The organism is Eleftheria terrae, assembly GCF_030419005.1.
Taxonomy (GTDB): Bacteria; Pseudomonadota; Gammaproteobacteria; order Burkholderiales; family Burkholderiaceae_C; genus Caldimonas; species Caldimonas terrae.
Map to the genome: position 1 here is coordinate 644,232 of NZ_CP106952.1, position 21,834 is coordinate 666,065.

Sequence of the window (21,834 nt, forward strand, 5' to 3'; positions counted from 1 at the left end):
CCAGGCCGGCCCGGTCGCCGCGCACGGTAGAACGCACGGCCGGCGCCACGCGGCGCCGGCCGGTTCAAGGCAAGGACTCAGGGAGCAGTCATGGCCCGAATCGCATCTTGGCTGAGCCTGGCGGCGCTGGTGGTGGCCGCGGCCGGCTGCACGCATGGGCAGCTGTTGTCCGAGGCGGCCTCCACCCTGCAGGTCTGGGGCCGGCAGGTCGAGGAGCAGCGCAGCTTCCTCGGCCTCAGCACCCTGGTGTTCTATCCCGACGGGGTGCCCGAGGACATGGCGCGGCTGCCCGAGCTGGGCGAGGCGCAGCTGCAGCAAATCCGCAAGGACCTGGAGCGGCAGGCGGCCCAGCTGCTTGCTACGGCGCAGGAGCAGCGCCCGCTGATCTCCACCGCGCTGGGCCGGGAGGTGCAGCCGGTCGCCAAGCAGCGGGTGCGCATCGAGAACCGGGGTGGCGCCACTGCCTTCGTCGATGCCGCGGGCACCATCACGCTCGACGTGAAGGTGGTGCAGGGCATTTATCGCGGCATCCTGTTGTCCAGCGTCGAGGAAGCGGAGGCGGCCTCCGGCGAGGACCTGGCGGCGCGTCAGCGGCGGGGACTGCAGGAGCTGATCGATGCGAGGAACCGGTTTCTCGGCATGGCGGCGAGCCCGACCGCCGGGACCGTGGCGGCCGCGGCCGAAGCGACCCGGGCCCATGGGCCGAGCTGGGAAGCGGCCATGGCGGCGCTGGACAGCCGCATGGCGGACTGGTTTGCTGCGAGCCGCAGCACGCGTGCCAGCAAGGAGTACGACGATGCCCTGGCCTTTCTCCTCGGCCACGAGATCGGCCACCGTGCGCTCGGCCACTACCGGCGCAGGGAGGGTGGTGAAGCCCTCGTGGCGCTGGAGCTGGAGGCCGATCGCTATGCGGCGCTGCTGGTGGCCCTGAGCCGCAACCGGTGGGTGACACCGGACGACGACTATCGCTGGACCGGGCCGCCGCCGGGCCGCATGACACTGACGATGGGGGAGGTGGTCTGCCTGCTCGACACCCATCACCGGCCGAGTGGGCACCTGTCGTTCTTTGCTCATGGCTACGAGCTGGCCGGATTCGATTCGCTGGCTGGTGCCGGCAGCACCAGCCATCCAGACCCGGCCTCGCGGGCCAGGGCCGCCCGGGCTGTGACGAGCGCGGCGTTGTGGGGCATCGACGAAGCCCAGACCGCCACCGGCACCTGCCACACCACCGCGGCCGAAAGGACCGCTTATGCTGCGCAGCCGATCATCGCGCTCGACGAGAGCCTGTCGCGGGCGAGGCAGATGGCCGGTGATCATGCCGGGCAGCAGCGCCAGCTGGCGGAGATGTTGGCCGAGCAGGTGGTGATGCGCCAGGTCTACCTCGACTTCTTCGCCCGGCTGGACCGCACGCGCCGGCACTGAAGCACGGCGCCGCCGGTGCCGGCCCCGGCCTCAGCGGGGCAGCACCTGGAGCTACTGCAGCAGGGTGAGCCTGTCTTCCAGGTGCCAGTTCTCGGCGATGCGGTCTTCGCTTATGCGGTAGATGTCGGTGGCGATGAAGTCGATGGCCTCACCACGGCCGCGCCCGGCCTGCGGGCCGTCGCCGAACACCCCGGTGAAGTGGCCGCTGAAGCGCAGCCGGGCGATCACGCGGTCGCCGACCACCAGCATCTCTTCCACCTCGGCACGCAGGTCCGGCACCGCCGCCCGGATCTGCCGCGAGGCGAACAGCGCGCCTTCGAGGCCTTGCGGTCGCCCGGCCGGCAGGGTGCGGTCGATGAAGTCGGGCGCCAGGGCGGCCCGCGCGAGCGCCGGATCGCCGGTGTTCCAGAAGGCGTAGTAGCGACGGGCGGCCAGCGTCATGCGCTCCAGCTGCGGTGCCTGCAGCGAAGCGTCGACGAGGCGGGCGCGCGGCTGCGGCAGCTCGTCGCCGGGGGCCGCCCGGGCTGTCTGCACGGCGGCCAGCAGCAGGGCGGCCCACAGCGGGAGGGTGCGCGAACGGTGGAGCGGTCGGATCATCACAAGGGTCCTCGGTGACAGGTCTGCGTTGAATGGGAGGGCGATCGGTGAATGTGCCCACTGTCGGCGTTTGCGGTTCGCAAGAGAATCCGTCGCATCGAAGAAGCAACTGTTCCGCATCGTTGAAGCTGGCTGGCTGGCCGGCCGGCATGGCGAAGGCGGATCCCTCCCATGGCAGAACTTTCAGACATGAAGCTTTTTGTGCATGCCGTGCAGGCGGGCAGCCTGTCGGCAGCAGGTCGGGTCCTGGGCTGTTCGCCGGTCGTGGCCAGCAAGCGGCTCTCGCGTCTCGAGGGTGACCTGGGGGTCCGCCTGGTGCAGCGAAGCTCGCGCCGGCTGGCCCTCACCGAGGAGGGTGCCCTGTATTTCGAACGCTGCCAGCGCATCCTGGCGGAGGTGGAGGAGGCCGAGGCTGCGGTGGGCCAGGGCCGGCAGGCCGCCCGCGGGCTGTCGCGCGTGTCGTCGCCCGTGGCGCTGGGGCGCCGCTGGATCGGGCCGGCCCTGGCTGCGCTGGCCGCGGCCCATCCGGGGCTCACCGTGCAACTCTCGCTCAGCGATGCGGTGGTGGACCTGCTCGACGGTGGCTTTGACTGCGCCGCCCGCATTGGCGGCGCGGAGGATTCGCGCCTGGTGGCACGGCGCCTGGCCGACAACCGCCGGGTGATCTGCGCTGCCCCGGCCTACCTGGCGCGTCGCGGGCTGCCTGCGACGCCGGCGGAGCTGGCGCAGCACGACTGCATCGTGCTCAATCGCAGCGGTGGCATGCCGGCGGAATGGACCCTGCGCCCGCGGCACGATCCCCAGGCCCCGCCACCACGGTGAGGGTGCGCGGCCGCTTCTCGACCGACAACGGTGAACAGGCGAATGACTGGGCCCTGGCCGGCCTGGGGCTGGTGCGGCGTTCGGTGTGGGACGTCGCCACCGAACTGGCCGACGGCCGCCTGCAGGAGGTGCTGCCGCAATGGGTGGGCGAGGCGGCGCCCATCCAGGCGGTGTTTCTCTCACGGCGCTTCCTGCCCGCACGCACCCGCCTGTTGCTGGACCAGCTGGTGCAGGCATTTGCCAGCCCGCCGCAGCCGGCAGCGCAGCCGCCTGCCTGACAGGCGAGGGAACGGCAGGCACCGGCCCTGCACTGGCGTGTGCCGCCCGGGGCAGGCGAGGGGACCGGCCGGCGCCGGGCTTCAGTGGCGCCGGCGCTGCCAGGCCAGCAGCCCCAGCCCGGCCAGCAGCAGCACCACCGTGTGCGGCTCGGGCACGGGAGTCAGCAGGAAGGCCCGGTGCTCGCCGTTGATCCAGCCGGTGCCGGTGATCTGGCCGGCGTCATTGATGTCCGCGCCTTCGGAGAGCAGCCAGCCGGCCCCGGTCACCGGGTCCAGCAGGCTGTTGAGGTCGAGCATGCGGTCGTCCTGGTAGATGAAGGCGCGGTCCTCCACATTGCCGGCCGTCTTGGAGCGGCCCACGATCAGCCCTGCATTGTTGATGGCATAGCCATGGCTGAAGCTGCCGCCCAGGCTGCCGAGGTTGCTCATCTGCCCGTTGCGCCAGACGAATGCATAGGTGCCGGTGTCGCCCTCGGTGTTGCTCGCACCGGTGATGACGCCCGCTTCGTTGATGCTGCGCGGATCGACGTAGCTGCCGCCGAAGGACCCCAGGTCGATCATGCGGCCCTCGCTGTAGACGAAACCGCGCGCCTGGGTCTCGTCGGCGTTGGTCGAGTAGCCGATGACCTGGCCGGCATTGTTCAGGCCGGTGCCCAGGCTGACCTTGCCGCCCAGGGTGCCGAGGTCCACCATGCGGCCGTCGGTGTAGAGGAAGGCATGCTGTTCGCCATTGCCGGCGATGTCGGCGACGCCGGTCACCTGCCCGCGGTCGTTCACGCCCGCGCCGGCGCTGACCGTGCCGCCCAGGCTGCCCAGGTCGACCGTCTTGCCGTCGGTGTACAGGAAGGCGCGTGCGCCGGGGCCGTGCGGGCCGCCGGTGTAGAAGCCGGTCACCTGGCCGGCGTTGTTCAGCCCGAGTCCCTGTGCCGCGCGGCCAGGGGTGGGAATGGCGGTGAGACGGCCTTCGCTGTAGAGGAAGGCCCGGTCGCCGTCGGCCGTGCGCGACCAGCCGGCCACCTGGCCGGCCTCGTTGAGTGCCAGCCCCACACTGCCCGGGCCGCCCAGCGTGCCGAGGTCGGTCAGGCGATAGGAGACACCGGCTGCCTCGGCCGCGTTGCCGAACACCAGTGCCGCCGTGAACAGGACTGCTCGCAGTTTCATCATCATCATGATCGACTTGCCGTTTCGGTAGAGGGAGGGGAAGCTGCCCCGAGCGCGCCGCGGCGCAGCGTCAGACGAGCCGCAGGTCTTGCCGGGTCACGGTGATCTCGCGCCGGCCATACAGCCGCTCGGCCACCATGCCCTTTCGCCGGCAGTAGTCCACCAGGCGGTTGGACTCGATGATGGGCCGCGACTCGTCGGTGTAGACGATGCTGGTGATGTGGGTGAACCACGGCTCGGCCCCCATCGCGTAGACCAGCACCGCCCGTGGCTGGAACTGGTCCACGATGCCCTGCGCGCGGGGAAAGTCGGAGCCGCTCAGGCGGCGTGACTGGTCGTGCTCGCGCCGCATGCGGCGCGGCAGCAGGTCGCCATAGAGCCAGGACATCGGCCCACCGGTGCATTCCATGCCGATGAAGACGAGGTCTGGCTTCTCGATCAGCCGGGCCACGCGCTCGTAGAGCACCGGGTCGAGGTTGTTCGAGTCGGCCAGGCACATCACCCGCTGCCCTGCCATCTCCACCTGGAAGCCGAGCTTGGTGGTGATGTGGAGGTCGCAATGCTCACCCAGGAAGGGCAGCGCCGTGATGCCGCCACCCGGCAGGGGCAGTTGCTCGAGCTCCTGCATCTCCACCACCGAGCGGAAGCCGGCCTGCTGCAGCACCAGCTTCAGCGACGGGTCTTGCAGGAAGCCGCCGCTGCCCTGGGGCACCACCACCGTCTTGATGCGGTGGCGCAGTTGCAGCAGGGTCTCGAACAGCACATGGTCCTGGTGGTTGTGGGTCAGCAGCACATAGTCGATCTGCTCGGGCAGGTCGGCGAAGGTGTAGCGCTCGATGCCATGGTCCGACGGGTAGCCGATGCTCGGGTCGGTCATGACCGAAACGCCATTGCATTCGAGCAGCAGCGAGGCATGGCCGAAGTAGCGGATGCGCAGGGCGTCCGGCGGGCTGGGCTGGTGGCGGTTCTCGGGCGGCTGGCGGGTGAACAGGTCGGGAATGCAGGCGGCGCGGTCGGCATGCCGCTCCAGCCGGGCGCACAGCGAGTCGTACCCGGCCTCGGTCAGGCCATCGACGCGGGCCCGCGCCAGCTCGTCCAGCAAGGGGTCGGAGAAGGGCACGCGCAGCAGCACGCCGGGCGACGGATCGAGCAGCGGCGTGACCAGGATGAAGGGCCGGTGCGCATCGGCCACGTCGCGCAGGAAGACCGACTGCAGGCCCGGGTCGTAGAGCGGGCTGGCGTAGAGCAGCGGCTCGATGAAGCGCAGCGAGGCATGCTGGTTGAGGTCGTAGCCCAGCTCGACCAGGCCGCGCAGCGGCGCCGGCAGGCGTTCGTACAGCGGCTCCAGGCTCATGCCGTTGCCTTCGCGGGCGAGCAGGTCGTTGGCGGCGACCACCGCTTCGGCGAACTCGAGCTGCGGGGCCACCTGCGTGCGCAGCTGTTCCAGCAGCTGCTCGGCCAGTGCCGGGTCACCGGAAAAATCGATGAAGGACCCGCCCGCCAGAGACGGGTCGCGCGCCGAGCTGCGATGGAAGTCGGGGTCGTCGAGGAAGGACTCCAGCAGCGGAATCATGCGGTTGCGCACCATCAGCGCGAGGGTGGCGGGCGCATGCAGATAGGGCCAGGCGTACCAGCGGCAGATGAGCGGCTCGAAGGCAATGCCGGGTTTGAGGAAGCGGGTCTTCGGTGCGCTCATGATCCTTGTCGCCCTGTGATCGGAGTCATCGTGCTGCCGGCTTCTGCCTCGTGCCTGAGTGCTTCGGTGTGCCGTGATCGAGTGCCTCGCACCGCATGCCTCCTGCAGACGGGCAGCATCGTCACGATGCCTTGCTGGAGCGGCTGCAGACACGGTGGACACGACACACGCGGGCCCCGAAAACCGGAGCAGCGATTGTGCTCAGGACTGGCTGCTGCCTGCACTACGAGTGTTCGTAGCGCGCCGTGGCGGGGCTGACCGAAAGGGCAGGTGGGCGAGAGACGGTGGCTGCCGCATGCGAGCCGGTGCTTGCGGCGCGGCGCCTGATGTTGCCTGGGATCCAGGATCTGCGAGAGCCCATCGCGGCGCTTCGGCGCGGGCCCGTGTCAATGCACCGGGGCCCACGAGAACACGTAGTTCGCTGCTGTGTTCCGCGGGTGAGTGACATTGTTTGAAGATTGACAGACCTCCTGCTCGACATCACCATGAATTGCGCACGACTGCTCACCTGCCGAGCGGCTGCGTGGCTGGCCCGTGGCTCGTGTTCTTCGAACATCGCAGCGGCGCGCGAGGCAAGCGGCGCAGGGCGACCGTGCGATGAACACAGCGTGCGCTGCGTTGCCCATCGCCCTCGTGGTGCAGCGGCGCCTGCAGGGCATGCACTGCAGGTGCGGTGCGCCCTGGTGGCTGGACCGGTGGTCGTGCTGCAGCCAGTGCGGATGGCTGGTTGGCCGCACCGGGTGTTCGCGCAGTCGCATGTTTGCAGTCGCCTGTTCGCGATCGCATGTTGATATCGCAAGTCGATGGTAGGTGGTGATGGATCTGCATGAATCGGCCCCGTACATGCCTCTCGGCTGCTGGGATCGTGGCCATCGGGGCCGGCACGGAAAGCCACCCGATGCCGCCGGGTGCCAGGGTGGACCGAGGTCCTTGACCAAGGGTCGCCGCGCCGCATGCGGCGCCGGCGATCGTCCACCGGACTGACTCGTCGCTTCAGGTTTCCGTCGAGTGAGCCTGCCGCTCAAGGAGGGCGCTCGCCCTCCGTTTCCACGCATCCGTCTTGCCGCCGCTGTCCTTGGCAGGACGTGTTGCGGTTCCACATGACAAAGCTGCCGCGCCGCCGGCGCGGCACCGATCAGCACAGGGGATCCCCATGAGTTCGCAGCTGGAGAATCACGAGCGTCACGCGGTGGTGCGGGCGATGGGGTCGCCTGCGACGGTCGATGCCCACGAGCGGGCGTCCCGTTGGCCAACGGAGCTGCTCAATGGCCTGGGCGAGGTCACCGAGCCCTTCGGCGGCCTGCGGCCGCAGGCCGGGCGACGTGCAGCTGCCGCGTCGGCCCGCAGCAGCGTCGACACGGCCCTGGCAGCGCGGCTGCAGCGCCTGGCCGTGACCGAGGGCTGGCGCGGGCTGCTGGGCGTGGCCTGGGCGTTGGTGCTGGCCCGGGTGTCGCTGCGCGACGAGGTGGTCTTTGGCGCTTGTGCGCGCGGCAGTGGTGACGCGGCTGCCCTCCCCACCTGCAGCTTGTTGAAGGTGGCGGTGGATGCGCGTGGTGCCGGTGATGTCGTGCGGCAGACCGAGTCGCAAGCGGTGCGGCACTTGCGTCAGTGCGGCGAGGCGGCGGTTGGTTTCGACCAACTGGGCGAGCACGCAGCCTGGTTGACATCCCTGTTGGTGTACCGGCCGTTGAACATGGAAGCGGTCCGGGGCGACACCGTCCAAGCGCTGCTGCCTGCAGGGGCGGAGGACTGCCCGCTGGTGCTGGCGGTGTATCGCCGCGAGGATGGGCTGTCGATTGACGTGCAGGTGCAGGCGCCGGTGGACCCGCAGCGGGTGTGCGGGATGATGGAGCAGGCGCTGCGGAGCCTGGTGGAGGTGCTGGAGGACGCGCCGCAGACGCCGGTGGGGCAGCTGGAGGTGATGCCGGAGGTGGAGCGGCAGCTGGTGCTGCAAGGATGGAACCAGACGGCGCAGCGGGTGCCGGAGGACCTGTGCCTGCACGAGCTGGTGGAGGTGCAGGCGGCACGGCAATCTGCAGCGGTGGCGGTGGTGCATGGTGAACGCCGCTTGAGCTACGGCGAGCTGAACGAGCAGGCGAACCGGCTGGCGCATGAGCTCAGACGGCTGGGGGTGAAGCCGGACGAGCGGGTGGGCCTTTGCTGCGAGCGGGGGCTGGAGCTGGCGGTGGGGCTGCTGGCGGTGCTCAAGGCCGGTGGGGCGTATGTGCCGCTGGACCCGGCGTATCCGAAGGAGCGGCTGCAGTACATGCTGCAGGACAGTGCGCCGGTGGTGGTGCTGGTGCAGGGGCTGGGGCGGGAGCGCATTGACGCAGCAGTGCCGGTCCTCGATCTGCAGGATGCCGCGGGCTGGGTGCATCAACCGTCGACCAATCCATCCCGCTCAGCGATCGGGTTGCAGCCGTCCCACTTGGCGTATGTGATCTACACGTCGGGTTCGACCGGCCAGCCCAAGGGTGTGGCGATCGAGCACCGCAATGCGGTGAACTTCCTGAGCTGGGCGGCGGAGGCGTTCGATACTGAACAGCTGAAGCACACGCTGTGGGCGACGTCGGTGAACTTCGACCTGGCGGTGTACGAGTACTTCGCACCGCTGAGCGTGGGCACGACGGTGGAAGTGGTGGGCAATGCACTGGAGGCAGGGCAAGCCACGGGTGAGGTGACACTGATCAACACGGTGCCCTCGGCGCTACAGGCGCTGCTGGAGTCGGATCAGGTGCCGGCGAGCGTGAAGACGGTGAACCTGGCTGGCGAAGCCCTCAAGCGCAGCCTGGTGGAAGCGCTGTTCGAGCGCACGGGCGTGGAGCAGGTGTGCAACCTGTACGGGCCGTCGGAGACGACGACGTACTCGACCTGGGTGGAGATGAAGCGGGAAGACGGCTTTGTGCCACACATCGGCCGCCCCATTGCAAACACGCAGATCTACCTGCTGGACGCGCAAGGCCGGCCGGTGCCAGTAGGCGTACCGGGCGAGATCCACATCGGCGGCGCTGGCGTGGCCCGTGGCTACCTGAACCGCCCGGAGCTGACAGCCGAGCGCTTCCTGAAGGACCCGTTTGCAAGCGACCCGCAAGCGCGGATGTACAAGACGGGCGACCTGGGCCGGTGGCTGGCCGACGGCCAGCTGGAGTACCTGGGTCGCAACGACCACCAGGTGAAGATCCGGGGCTTCCGCATCGAGCTGGGGGAGATCGAGGCGCGGCTGGCGCAGCACGGCTCGGTGCGCGAGGCGGTCGTACTCGCCCGCGAGGACCAGCCGGGCGACAAGCGGCTGGTGGCGTATGTGACGCCGCAATGGCAAGCCGACGAGAACGAAGCCAGGCGGCTGGGGCACGAGCAGGTGGCGGACTGGTCGCGGGTGTGGGCGCAGACGTATGAGCAGACGCCCGAGGCACAGGACGCGGAGTTCGACCACTTTGGCTGGAACAGCAGCTACACGCGGCTGCCGATCCCCGAGGTGCAGATGAGGGAGTGGCTGCAAGGGGCGGTGGGGCGGATCCAGGCACTCAGGCCGAGGCGGGTGCTGGAGATTGGCGTGGGCAGCGGGATGATCCTGTACGGCGTGGCGCCGCAGTGCGAGCGGTACGTGGGCACGGACCTGTCGGCGCGCACGGTGCAGCAGCTGTCGAGGCGGCTGCAGGCGGACGAGCGCTTGAGGGACAGGACGCAGGTGGTGCAGGCACAGGCGGCGGACTTCACGGGGGTGAAGGGGCAGGGCGGCTACGACACGGTGATCCTGAACTCGGTGCTGCAGTACTTCCCGAGCCTGCAGTACCTGCAGGAGGTGGTGGAGCAGGCGGTGGAGGTGCTGGACGAGGCCGGGGGCCAGCTGTTCATCGGGGACGTGCGGCACCATGGGCTGCAGGAGGTGTTCCAGCTGTCGGTGCAGTTGTACCAGGCGCCGCCGGAGCTGCCGCTGGGGCAGCTGGCGGGGCGGGTGGCGCAGAAGGTGAAGGGGGAGCTGGAGCTGCTGGTGGAGCCGGAGTGGTTCGTGCAGCTGAAGCAGCGGCAGCCGAGGATCCGGCAGGTGCAGGTGCTGCCCAAGCAGAGCGGGTACCACAACGAGATGAGTGCGTACCGCTACGACGTGGTGGTGGAGGTGGGGCCGGCGGGGGCAGTGGCGCCATCCCAGGCACCGGCGGAGATCGACTGGATCGATGCCCAGGGGCTGGACGCCGAAGCGTTGCTGGCGAAGCTGGAAGCTGCGGCGCAGCCGGTGATTGGCTTGTACGCGGTGCGCAACCGCCGGGTGGAGCGGGATGTGGTGGCACTGCAGCGGCTGCGCGCGGCATCCAGCGAGGCCAGTGCGGGCGAGCTGCGGGAGTCGCTGCAGGCGCAGGTGTGGAGCGGCCTGGGCTGCGAAGAGCTGGCGAGCTGGTGCCGGGAGCGGGGCTGGAGCGTCGAGTTCAGCTGGTACCCCAGCCGGGCCGACGGCGCCTGGCATGCGGTGGTCTCGCGCGATGGACGCAAGGTGCAGCCGGACTGGAGCACCTTGGCGCATGAGCTGCAGGATGGCCGCGAACCATCACACCCCCAAGCCAACGACCCGCTGCGCGCCAAGCGGCTGGCGGCGCTGCCCGAGCAACTGCGGCAGCACCTGCTGGGGCAGCTGCCGGAGTACATGGTGCCGGCGGCGTATGTGGTGCTGGAGGCGCTGCCGCTGACGCCCAACGGCAAGCTGGACCGGCAGGCGCTGCCGGCGCCGGAGGGCGCGGGGCAGGGGCTGCGGGAGTACGAGCTGCCGGTGGGCGAGGTGGAGAGCTGCCTGGCGCAGATCTGGGCGGAGCTGCTGAAGGTGGAGCGGGTGGGGCGGCACGACCACTTCTTCGAGCTGGGCGGGCACTCGCTGCTGGCGGTGCGCATGGCGTCGCGGCTGAGGCAGGCGCTGGGGGTGGAGGTGGGGCTGGCGGCGCTGTTCGAGCGGCCGGTGCTGTCGGCGTTCGCGCAGCTGGTGAAGGACGGCACGCGCAGCGAGCTGCCGCCGATCGAGCCGGTAGCGCGGCAGCCGGGCGGACAGGCGCTGTCGTTCGCGCAGCAGCGGCTGTGGTTCCTGAGCCAGCTGGAAGGGGTGAGCCGGGCGTACCACATCCCGCTGGGCTACCGGCTGGTGGGGGCGTTGCAGGAAGCGGCGCTGCAGCAGGCCTTGCAGCGCATCGTGCAGCGGCACGAGGCCTTGCGCACGAGCTTCGAGTTGGTGGACGGGGTGCCGGTGCAGCGCATCGCCGAGCCACAAGACGTGCAGGTGCCGCTCAAGCGGCACGACCTGAGAGGCTTGGCGCCGCAGCAGCGACAGCAAGCGCTGCAGCAACTGCAGCAGGCAGAAGCGGACGAGGCCTTCGACCTGAAGCGGGGCCCGCTGCTGCGGGGCCGGCTGGTGCGGCTGGACGAGCAGGAGCGGGTGCTGTTGCTGACGATGCACCACATTGTGTCGGACGGCTGGTCGCTGGAGGTGCTGACGCAGGAGCTGGCGGCGCTGTACCAGGCGTACAGCGAGGGACGGCAGGACGAGGAAGGGGTGGTGGCGGAGCTGGCGATCCAGTACGCCGACTATGCGGCGTGGCAGCGGTGCTGGCTGAGCGGGGAGGTGCTGCAGGCGCAGACGGCGTACTGGCAGCGCACGCTGGCGGGAGCGCCGGTGCTGCTGGAGCTGCCGAGCGACCGGCCGAGGCCGGCGCAGCAGGACCACCGCGGGGCGACAGTGGCACTGGAGCTGGAAGCGGGGCTGACGCAGGCGCTGAAGGCGCTGAGCCAGCGGCACGGCACGACGCTGTTCATGACGGTGCTGACGGCATGGGCGGTGGTGCTGGCGCGCTTGTCGGGGCAGGCGGAGGTGGTGATCGGCACGCCGGTGGCGAACCGGCAGCGCTCGGAGGTGGAGCCGCTGATCGGGTTCTTTGCGAACACGCTGGCCTTGCGGGTGGACGTGTCGGGGGCGCCCAGCGTGGGGCAGCTGCTGCAGCGGGTGAAGGCGCGCACGCTGGACGCGCAGCACCACCAGGACCTGCCCTTCGAGCAGGTGGTGGAGCTGGTGAAGCCGCCACGCAGCCTGGCGCACAGCCCCTTGTTCCAGGTGGCCTACACCTGGCAGAACACGCCGGCCGGTGCCTTCGACCTGGCAGGGCTCGAGAGCGAATTGCTGCCCGAACCCGAGGGCACCTGCAAGTTCGACATGACGCTGAACTTCGTCGAATCCGGCGCGCGAGTCATGGGTGGGCTGGAGTACGCCACGGCCTTGTTCGACCGCGGCACCGCGCAGCGCTATGTCGCCTATCTGATGCGGGTGCTGGCCGAAATGGCGGCGGATGACAGCCGGGCCGTCGACCGCCTGCCGCTGCTGCCCGACGCCGAGCGGCAGCAGCTGTTGCAAGGCTGGAACCGCACGGAAGCGCCCTATCCAAGACAGGCCAGCCTGCCCTCGCTGGTGGAAGCGCATGCGGTGGCGCGGCCGGACGCGCCGGCGGTGGTGCATGGCGAGCGGCAGCTGAGCTATGCCCAGCTCAACGCGCAGGCGAACCAGCTGGCGCATGGCCTGGTGCAGCGCGGCGTGAGGCCGGGCGCGCGGGTGGCGGTGCTGCTGGAGCGCTCCATCGAGATGGTGGTGGCCCAGCTGGCGGTGCTCAAGGCCGGGGCGGCCTTCGTGACGCTGGACCGGCATGCGCCGCAGGCGCGCCAGCGCTACATCGTGCAGGACTGCGGGGCCCAGCTACTGCTGTGCGAGGCGGGGCTGGAGCTGCCGGAGGTCGAGGGCGTGCAGCAGCTGGTGCTGGCCAGGCTGGCAGCGGAGCTGGCGCAGCAGCCGCAGGAGGACCTGGGTCTGGCGGTGGACGCGGAGTCGGTGGCGCACATCACCTACACCTCGGGCTCCACCGGGCAGCCCAAGGGCGTGATGGTGCCGCACCGCGCGATTGCGCGGGTGGCGCTGAACAACGGCTGGGCGGAGCTGGGCGAAGGCGACCGGTTTGGCTACATCTCCAACCCGGCCTGGGACGCGAACACGCTGGAGCTGTGGGTGCCGCTGCTGAACGGGGCGTGCGTGGTGGCCATCGAGCAGCGCGAGGTGCTGGATCCGGAGGCGTTCAAGCGACGGTTGCTGCAGCAGGAGGTGAACGTGCTGTGGCTGACGGTGGGGCTGTTCAACCAGTACGCGCAGGCGCTGGGCGAGGTGTTCCGGCGGCTGCGCTACCTGCTGGTGGGCGGCGATGCGCTGGATGCGCGGGTGGTGGCGCAGGTGCTGAGGGACAGTCCGCCGCAGCACCTGGTCAACGGCTACGGGCCGACCGAGACGACGGTGTTTGCGACGACCTGGGAGATCCGGGAGCTGGATGCGCAGGCGCGCGGCGTGCCGATTGGTCGGCCGATCGCGAACACGAGCATCTACCTGCTGGATGGGCAGGGCGAGCCGGTGCCGGTGGGGGCGACCGGGGAGATCTGCATCGGCGGCGACGGGGTGACGCTGGGCTACCTGAACCAGCCGGAGCTGACGGCCGAGCGCTTCGTGCGGGACCCGTTCTCGTCGCGGCCCGGGGCGAGGATGTACAAGAGCGGCGACCTGGGGCGCTGGCGGGCGGACGGGGTGCTGGAGTTCGTGGGCCGCAATGACCACCAGGTGAAGATCCGGGGCTTCCGCATCGAGCTGGGCGAGATCGAGGCGCGGCTGGTGCAGCATCCCGGGGTCCGGGAGGCGGTGGTGCTGGTGCGCCAGGACGAGCCGGGTGCCAAGCGGCTGGTGGCCTATGTGATTCCCGCTGGCGAAGCGGTGCCCGAGGCGGAGGCGCTGAGAAGCCACCTGTCGCAGCAGCTGCCGGAGTACATGGTGCCGGCGGCGTATGTGGTGCTGCAGCAGCTGCCGCTGACCATCAACGGCAAGCTCGACCGCCAGGCGCTGCCGGTGCCGGAGGCGGGAGCGTATGCGAGCCGACGCTACGAGGCACCGCAGGGCGAGGTGGAAGCGACGCTGGCGCGGCTGTGGTGCGAGCTGCTGAAGGTGGAGCGGGTCGGGCGGCAGGACAACTTCTTCGAGCTGGGCGGCCACTCGCTGCTGGCGGTGACGCTCATCGAGCGCATGCGCCAGGCCGGGCTGCATGCCAAGGTGAGCACCCTGTTCGGCGCTGCCAGCCTGGCGGCGCTGGCTGCGGCGGTCGACAGCCACAGCGAGCTGGTGGCGGTGCCGCCGAACCGGATTCCTGCCGGGGCCGAGCGCATCACACCCGAGATGCTGACGCTGCTCACCCTGAGCGAGGCCGACATCGAGTCCATCGTGGCGGCCGTGCCGGGCGGCGCGGCCAATGTGCAGGACATCTATCCGCTGGCGCCGCTGCAGGAGGGCATGCTCTTCCACCACCTCATGGTGGCCGACGGTGACCCTTACCTGGTGCATGCGGTGTACGCCTTTGACAGCCGTGCCCGGGTGGCGCGCTACCTGGAAGCCTTGCAGGCGGTGATCGACCGGCACGACATTCTGCGCACCGCCATCCGTTGGGAGGGCCTGCGGGAGCCGGTGCAGGTGGTGTGGCGGCAGGCACGGCTGCTGGTGGAAGAGGTCCAGCTCGATCCGGCCGAGGGCGATGCCACCGAGCAGCTGCGTGCCCGTTTCGACCTGCAGCATTGGCGCCACCGCATCGACATCCGCCAGGCGCCGCTGATGCGGGTGTCCTTTGCCCACGACAGCCAGCGGCAGCGCTGGGTGCTGCTGCTCCTGCTGCACCACCTGGCGGTGGACCACACGGCGCTGGAGCTGCTGCAGCAGGAGGTGCAGGCGCACCTGCTGGGGCAGGCCGGCCGGCTGGCCGAGCCGCTGCCCTTCCGCAACTTCGTGGCCCAGGCGCGGCAGCGGGTGAGCCGGGAGGAGCACGAGCGCTTCTTCCGCGGCCTGCTGGGCGACGTGATGGCACCCACCGCGCCCTACGGCTTGAGCAACGTGCATGGGGACGGCACCGACATCCATTCGCTCACCCGCCGGCTCGACAGTGCGCTGGGGCGTCGCCTGCGGGAGCGGGCCCGGGCGCTCGGCGTCAGTACCGCGAGCCTGTGGCATGCGGCCTACGCCCTGGTGCTGGCCCGCGCGGCGGGCACGCAAGACGTGGTGTTCGGCACCGTGCTGTTTGGCCGCATGCAGGGCGGCGAAGGCGCTGACCGGGTGCTGGGCCTGTTCATCAACACGCTGCCGCTGCGCGTGCGGCTGGGCGAGTGCGAGGCCCAGGACACGGTGCGGCAGACGCACGCGCTGCTGGCGCAGCTGCTGCGCCATGAACATGCGCCGCTGGTGCTGGCGCAAGGATGCAGCGGGGTGGACCCGGAAGTGCCCTTGTTCAGCGCCTTGCTGAACTACCGGCACGACTCGGTGGAAACCGAAGCCGCCACGGCCGAGGCGCGAAAGGCCTGGCAAGGCATTGAGCTGCTGTCCACCGACGAGCGGACCAACTACCCGCTGATCCTGTCGATCGACGACCTGGGTCATGACTTCCTGATGACCACCCAGGTGCAGGCGCCGGTGGACCCGCAGCGGGTGTGCGGGATGATGGAGCAGGCGCTGCGGAGCCTGGTGGAGGCGCTGGAGGACGCGCCGCAGACGCCGGTGGGGCAGCTGGAGGTGATGCCGGAGGTGGAGCGGCAGCTGGTGCTGCAAGGATGGAACCAGACGGCGCAGCGGGTGCCGGAGGACCTGTGCCTGCATGAGCTGGTGGAGGTGCAGGCGGCACGGCAGCCGGCAGCGGTGGCGGTGGTGCATGGTGAACGCCGCTTGAGCTACGGCGAGCTGAACGAGCAGGCGAACCGGCTGGCGCATGAGCTCAGACGGCTGGGGGTGAAGCCGGACGAGCGGGTGGGCCTTTGCTGCGAGCGGGGGCTGGAGCTGGCGGTGGGGCTGCTGGCGGTGCTCAAGGCCGGTGGGGCGTATGTGCCGCTGGACCCGGCGTATCCGAAGGAGCGGCTGCAGTACATGCTGCAGGACAGTGCGCCGGTGGTGGTGCTGGTGCAGGGGCTGGGGCGGGAGCGCATTGACGCAGCAGTGCCGGTCCTCGATCTGCAGGATGCCGCGGGCTGGGTGCATCAACCCTCGTCCAATCCGTCCCGGTCAGCAATTGGCCTGCAGCCGTCCCACCTGGCGTATGTGATCTACACGTCGGGCTCGACCGGCCAGCCCAAGGGTGTGGCGATCGAGCACCGCAATGCGGTGAACTTCCTGAGCTGGGCGGCGGAGGCGTTCGATGCTGAACAGCTGGAGCACACGCTGTGGGCGACGTCGGTGAACTTCGACCTGGCGGTGTACGAGTACTTCGCACCGCTGAGCGTGGGCACGACGGTGGAAGTGGTGGGCAATGCACTGGAGGCAGGGCAAGCCACGGGTGAGGTGACGCTGATCAACACGGTGCCCTCGGCGCTGCAGGCCTTGCTGGAGTCAGATCAGGTGCCGGCGAGCGTGAAGACGGTGAACCTGGCCGGAGAAGCACTGAAGCGCAGCCTGGTGGAAGCGCTGTTCGAGCGCACGGGCGTGGAGCAGGTGTGCAACCTGTACGGGCCGTCGGAGACGACGACGTACTCGACGTGGGTGGAGATGAAGCGGGAGGACGGCTTTGTGCCGCACATTGGCCGCCCCATTGCGAACACGCAGATCTACCTGCTGGACGCGCAAGGCCGGCCAGTACCGGTGGGTGTGCCCGGCGAGATCCACATCGGCGGCGCTGGCGTGGCCCGTGGCTACCTGAACCGCCCGGAGCTGACAGCCGAGCGCTTCCTGAAGGACCCGTTTGCAAGCGACCCGCAAGCGCGGATGTACAAGACGGGCGACCTGGGCCGGTGGCTGGCCGACGGCCAGCTGGAGTACCTGGGTCGCAACGACCACCAGGTGAAGATCCGGGGCTTCCGCATCGAGCTGGGGGAGATCGAGGCGCGGCTGGCGCAGCACGGCTCGGTGCGCGAGGCGGTCGTACTCGCCCGCGAGGACCAGCCGGGCGACAAGCGGCTGGTGGCGTATGTGACGCCGCAATGGCAAGCCGACGAGAACGAAGCCAGGCGGCTGGGGCACGAGCAGGTGGCGGACTGGTCGCGGGTGTGGGCGCAGACGTATGAGCAGACGCCCGAGGCACAGGACGCGGAGTTCGACCACTTTGGCTGGAACAGCAGCTACACGCGGCTGCCGATCCCCGAGGTGCAGATGAGGGAGTGGCTGCAAGGGGCGGTGGGGCGGATCCAGGCACTCAGGCCGAGGCGGGTGCTGGAGATTGGCGTGGGCAGCGGGATGATCCTGTACGGCGTGGCGCCGCAGTGCGAGCGGTACGTGGGCACGGACCTGTCGGCGCGCACGGTGCAGCAGCTGTCGAGGCGGCTGCAGGCGGACGAGCGCTTGAGGGACAGGACACAGGTGGTGCAGGCGCAGGCGGCGGACTTCACGGGGGTGAAGGGGCAGGGCGGCTACGACACGGTGATCCTGAACTCGGTGCTGCAGTACTTCCCGAGCCTGCAGTACCTGCAGGAGGTGGTGGAGCAGGCGGTGGAGGTGCTGGACGAGGCCGGGGGGCAGCTGTTCATCGGGGACGTGCGGCACCATGGGCTGCAGGAGGTGTTCCAGCTGTCGGTGCAGCTGTACCAGGCGCCGCCGGAGCTGCCGCTGGGGCAGCTGGCGGGGCGGGTGGCGCAGAAGGTGAAGGGGGAGCTGGAGCTGCTGGTGGAGCCGGAGTGGTTCGTGCAGCTGAAGCAGCGGCAGCCGAGGATCCGGCAGGTGCAGGTGCTGCCCAAGCAGAGCGGGTACCACAACGAGATGAGTGCGTACCGCTACGACGTGGTGGTGGAGGTGGGGCCGGCGGGAACCGCCGAGGCACCCGTTGTGCAAGATCCTCCGGTCGACTGGATCGATGCCCGAGAGCTGGATGGCCCAGCCCTGCTGGCGAAGCTGGAAGCGGCAGCGCAGCCGGTGACCGGGTTGTACGCGGTGCGCAACCGGTGGGTGGAGCGCGATGTGGCGGCCTTGCAGCGGCTGCGGTCGGCGTCGAGCGAGGCCAGTGCGGGCGAGCTGCGGGAGTCGCTGCAGGCGCAGGCGTGGAGCGGCCTGGGCTGCGAAGAGCTGGCGAGCTGGTGCCGGGAGCGGGGCTGGAGCGTCGAGTTCAGCTGGTACCCCAGCCGGGCCGACGGCGCCTGGCATGCGGTGGTCTCGCGCGATGGACGCAAGGTGCAGCCGGACTGGAGCCAGCTGTCCGATCCATCGCAGGAAGCCGGCGTCCTGGCCAACGACCCGCTGCGCGCCAAGCGGCTGGCGGCACTGCCCGAGCAACTGCGGCAGCACCTGCTGGGGCAGCTGCCGGAGTACATGGTGCCGGCGGCGTATGTGGTGCTGGAGGCGCTGCCGCTGACGCCCAACGGCAAGCTGGACCGGCAGGCGCTGCCGGCGCCGGAGGGCGCGGGGCAGGGGCTGCGGGAGTACGAGCTGCCGGTGGGCGAGGTGGAGAGCTGCCTGGCGCAGATCTGGGCGGAGCTGCTGAAGGTGGAGCGGGTGGGACGGCACGACCACTTCTTCGAGCTGGGCGGGCACTCGCTGCTGGCGGTGCGCATGGCGTCGCGGCTGAGGCAGGCGCTGGGGGTGGAGGTGGGGCTGGCGGCGCTGTTCGAGCGGCCGGTGCTGTCGGCGTTTGCGCAGCTGGTGAAGGACGGCACGCGCAGCGAGCTGCCGCCGATCGAGCCGGTGGCGCGGCAGCCGGGCGGACAGGCGCTGTCGTTCGCGCAGCAGCGGCTGTGGTTCCTGAGCCAGCTGGAAGGGGTGAGCCGGGCGTACCACATCCCGCTGGGCTACCGGCTGGTGGGGGCGTTGCAGGAAGCGGCGCTGCAGCAGGCCTTGCAGCGCATCGTGCAGCGGCACGAGGCCTTGCGCACGACGTTCGAGCTGGTGGACGGGGTGCCGGTGCAGCGCATTGCCGAGCCGCAAGACGTACAGGTGCCGCTCCAGCAGCACGACCTGAGAGGCTTGGCGCCGCAGCAGCGACAGCAAGCGCTGCAGCAACTGCAGCAGGCAGAAGCGGACGAGGCCTTCGACCTGAAGCGGGGCCCGCTGCTGCGGGGCCGGCTGGTGCGGCTGGACGAGCAGGAGCGGGTGCTGTTGCTGACGATGCACCACATTGTGTCGGACGGCTGGTCGCTGGAGGTGCTGACGCAGGAGCTGGCGGCGCTGTACCAGGCGTACAGCGAGGGACGGCAGGACGAGGAAGGGGTGGTGGCGGAGCTGGCGATCCAGTACGCCGACTATGCGGCGTGGCAGCGGTGCTGGCTGAGCGGGGAGGTGCTGCAGGCGCAGACGGCGTACTGGCAGCGCACGCTGGCGGGAGCGCCGGTGCTGCTGGAGCTGCCGAGCGACCGGCCGAGGCCGGCGCAGCAGGACCACCGCGGGGCGACAGTGGCACTGGAGCTGGAGGCGGGGCTGACGCAGGCGCTGAAGGCGCTGAGCCAGCGGCACGGCACGACGCTGTTCATGACGGTGCTGACGGCATGGGCGGTGGTGCTGGCGCGCTTGTCGGGGCAGGCGGAGGTGGTGATCGGCACGCCGGTGGCGAACCGGCAGCGCTCGGAGGTGGAGCCGCTGATCGGGTTCTTTGCGAACACGCTGGCCTTGCGGGTGGACGTGTCGGGAGCGCCCAGCGTGGGGCAGCTGCTGCAGCGGGTGAAGGCGCGAACGCTGGACGCGCAGCACCACCAGGACCTGCCCTTCGAGCAGGTGGTGGAGCTGGTGAAGCCGCCACGCAGCCTGGCGCACAGCCCCTTGTTCCAGGTGGCGTGCACCTGGCAGAACACGCCGCCGGCGCCCATGGACCTGGGCGGGGTGACCTTGACCGTGCTGCCGCCGCAAGACGACCGCGCCAAGTTCGACCTGTCGCTGGACCTCGGCGAGCAAGGCGGCCGCATCGCGGGATCGATCGATTACGCCACTGCCTTGTTCGACCGGGCCACGGTGGAGCGCTATGCCGGCTACGTGCGACACACGTTGGCGGCCATGGTGGAGGACGAGCAGCAACCGGTGGATCGCTTGCAGGTGATGCCGCCGGCGGAATGGCAGCTGGTGCTGCGAGGCTGGAACGAGACCGCGCAGCCGGTGCCGCAGGACGTGTGCCTGCACGAGCTGGTGGAGGCGCAGGCGGCACGGCAGCCGGCAGCGGTGGCGGTGGTGCACGGCGAGCGGCACTTGAGCTACGGCGAGCTGAACGAGCAGGCGAACCGGCTGGCGCATGAGCTCAGACGGCTGGGGGTGAAGCCGGACGAGCGGGTGGGCCTCTGCTGCGAGCGGGGGTTGGAGCTGGCGGTGGGGCTGCTGGCGGTGCTCAAGGCCGGTGGAGCGTATGTGCCGCTGGACCCGGCGTATCCGAAGGAGCGGCTGCAGTACATGCTGCAGGACAGCGCGCCGGTGGTGGTGCTGGTGCAGGGGCTGGGGCGGGAGCGCATTGACGCAGCAGTGCCGGTCCTTGATTTGCAGGATGCCGCGGGCTGGGTGCATCAACCGTCGACCAATCCGTCGCGGCAGGCCGTCGGCCTGCAGCCGTCCCACCTGGCGTATGTGATCTACACGTCGGGCTCGACCGGCCAGCCCAAGGGCGTGGCGATCGAGCACCGCAATGCGGTGAACTTCCTGAGCTGGGCGGCGGAGGCGTTCGATGCTGAGCAGCTGAAGCACACGCTGTGGGCGACGTCGGTGAACTTCGACCTGGCGGTGTACGAGTACTTCGCCCCGCTGAGCGTGGGCACGACGGTGGAGGTGGTGGGCAATGCGCTGGAGGCAGGGCAAGCCACGGGTGAGGTGACACTGATCAACACGGTGCCCTCGGCGCTACAGGCGCTGCTGGAGTCGGATCAGGTGCCGGCGAGCGTGAAGACGGTGAACCTGGCCGGAGAAGCACTGAAGCGCAGCCTGGTGGAAGCGCTGTTCGAGCGCACGGGCGTGGAGCAGGTGTGCAACCTGTACGGGCCGTCGGAGACGACGACGTACTCGACCTGGGTGGAGATGAAGCGGGAGGACGGCTTCGTGCCGCACATCGGCCGGCCGATCGCCAACACCCAGATCTACCTGCTGGACGCCCAAGGCCGGCCGGTGCCAGTAGGCGTACCGGGCGAGATCCACATCGGCGGCGCCGGCGTGGCCCGTGGCTACTTGAACCGCCCGGAGCTGACAGCCGAGCGCTTCCTGAAGGACCCGTTTGCAAGCGACCCGCAAGCGCGGATGTACAAGACGGGCGACCTCGGAAGGTGGCTGGCCGACGGCCAGCTGGAGTACCTGGGTCGCAACGACCACCAGGTGAAGATCCGGGGCTTCCGCATCGAGCTGGGGGAGATCGAAGCGCGGCTGGCGCAGCATGCCGGCGTGCGCGAGGCGGTGGTGCTGGCGCGGGAAGACCAGCCGGGCGACAAGCGCCTGGTGGCCTATGTGACAGCGCAGCCCGGCGCGGCGCTGGAGGCCGAAGTGCTGCGTGGCGAGCTGTCGCAGCAACTGCCCGAGTACATGGTGCCGGTGGCCTATGTGGTGCTGGAGCAGCTGCCGCTGACGCCCAACGGCAAGGTCGACCGGCGCGCCTTGCCGGCGCCTGGGGAGGGGGCCTGGCCCGGCACCGCCTACGAGGCACCGGTTGGTGAAGTCGAAGCCACGCTGGCGCAGATCTGGTCCGAACTGCTGTCGGTGGAGCGGGTGGGCCGGCATGACAACTTCTTCGAGCTGGGCGGCCATTCGCTGCTGGCCGTCAAGGTGGCCTCGCGCATGCGCGAGCAGGGCCTGCACGCCGACATGAGCGCGCTGTTTGCCACCCCCACGCTGGCGCAATTCGTCGCCGCAACCGAACAAGTCTGGGAGGTCACGCTGTGACGGTCGAAGCACTC

General features: G+C 70.0%; 7 protein-coding genes. 4 read left to right on the top strand and 3 right to left on the bottom strand.

Features of this window, described 5'->3' with window-relative positions; genetic code table 11:
- The first annotated feature begins 90 nt into the window (after nucleotides 1–90).
- Nucleotides 91–1,422 carry a M48 family metalloprotease gene (locus tag N7L95_RS26790; protein WP_301260681.1) on the top strand — a complete coding sequence of 444 codons (1,332 nt, stop codon included), beginning with the start codon at nucleotides 91–93 and terminating at the stop codon, nucleotides 1,420–1,422.
- A 51-nt stretch (nucleotides 1,423–1,473) separates the two neighbouring features.
- Here N7L95_RS26790 and N7L95_RS26795 read toward each other — a convergent pair whose 3' ends face one another.
- Complete coding sequence (locus N7L95_RS26795) at nucleotides 1,474–2,019, bottom strand: ester cyclase (RefSeq protein WP_301260682.1); 546 nt, start codon at nucleotides 2,017–2,019, stop codon at nucleotides 1,474–1,476.
- A gap of 189 nt (nucleotides 2,020–2,208) precedes the next feature.
- Between N7L95_RS26795 and N7L95_RS26800 the strand changes: the two genes are divergently transcribed.
- On the top strand, nucleotides 2,209–2,841 hold the full coding sequence (locus N7L95_RS26800; protein WP_301260683.1) for a LysR family transcriptional regulator: 633 nt from the start codon (nucleotides 2,209–2,211) through the stop codon (nucleotides 2,839–2,841).
- Nucleotides 2,838–3,119, top strand: a complete 282-nt coding sequence (locus tag N7L95_RS26805) for a LysR substrate-binding domain-containing protein (protein WP_301260684.1) — start codon at nucleotides 2,838–2,840, stop codon at nucleotides 3,117–3,119. Before N7L95_RS26800 ends, N7L95_RS26805 begins: the two co-directional genes overlap by 4 nt.
- An 81-nt stretch (nucleotides 3,120–3,200) precedes the next feature.
- Here the strand turns inward: N7L95_RS26805 and N7L95_RS26810 are convergent, their stop codons facing one another.
- On the bottom strand, nucleotides 3,201–4,289 hold the full coding sequence (locus N7L95_RS26810; RefSeq protein WP_301260685.1) for a PEP-CTERM sorting domain-containing protein: 1,089 nt from the start codon (nucleotides 4,287–4,289) through the stop codon (nucleotides 3,201–3,203).
- Nucleotides 4,290–4,350: 61 nt separating this feature from the next.
- On the bottom strand, nucleotides 4,351–5,976 hold the full coding sequence (locus tag N7L95_RS26815) for an MBL fold metallo-hydrolase (protein ID WP_301260686.1): 1,626 nt from the start codon (nucleotides 5,974–5,976) through the stop codon (nucleotides 4,351–4,353).
- A 1,153-nt stretch (nucleotides 5,977–7,129) separates the two neighbouring features.
- Between N7L95_RS26815 and N7L95_RS26820 the strand changes: the two genes are divergently transcribed.
- Complete coding sequence (locus tag N7L95_RS26820) at nucleotides 7,130–21,820, top strand: non-ribosomal peptide synthetase (RefSeq protein ID WP_301260687.1); 14,691 nt, start codon at nucleotides 7,130–7,132, stop codon at nucleotides 21,818–21,820.
- Nucleotides 21,821–21,834 lie beyond the last annotated feature (14 nt).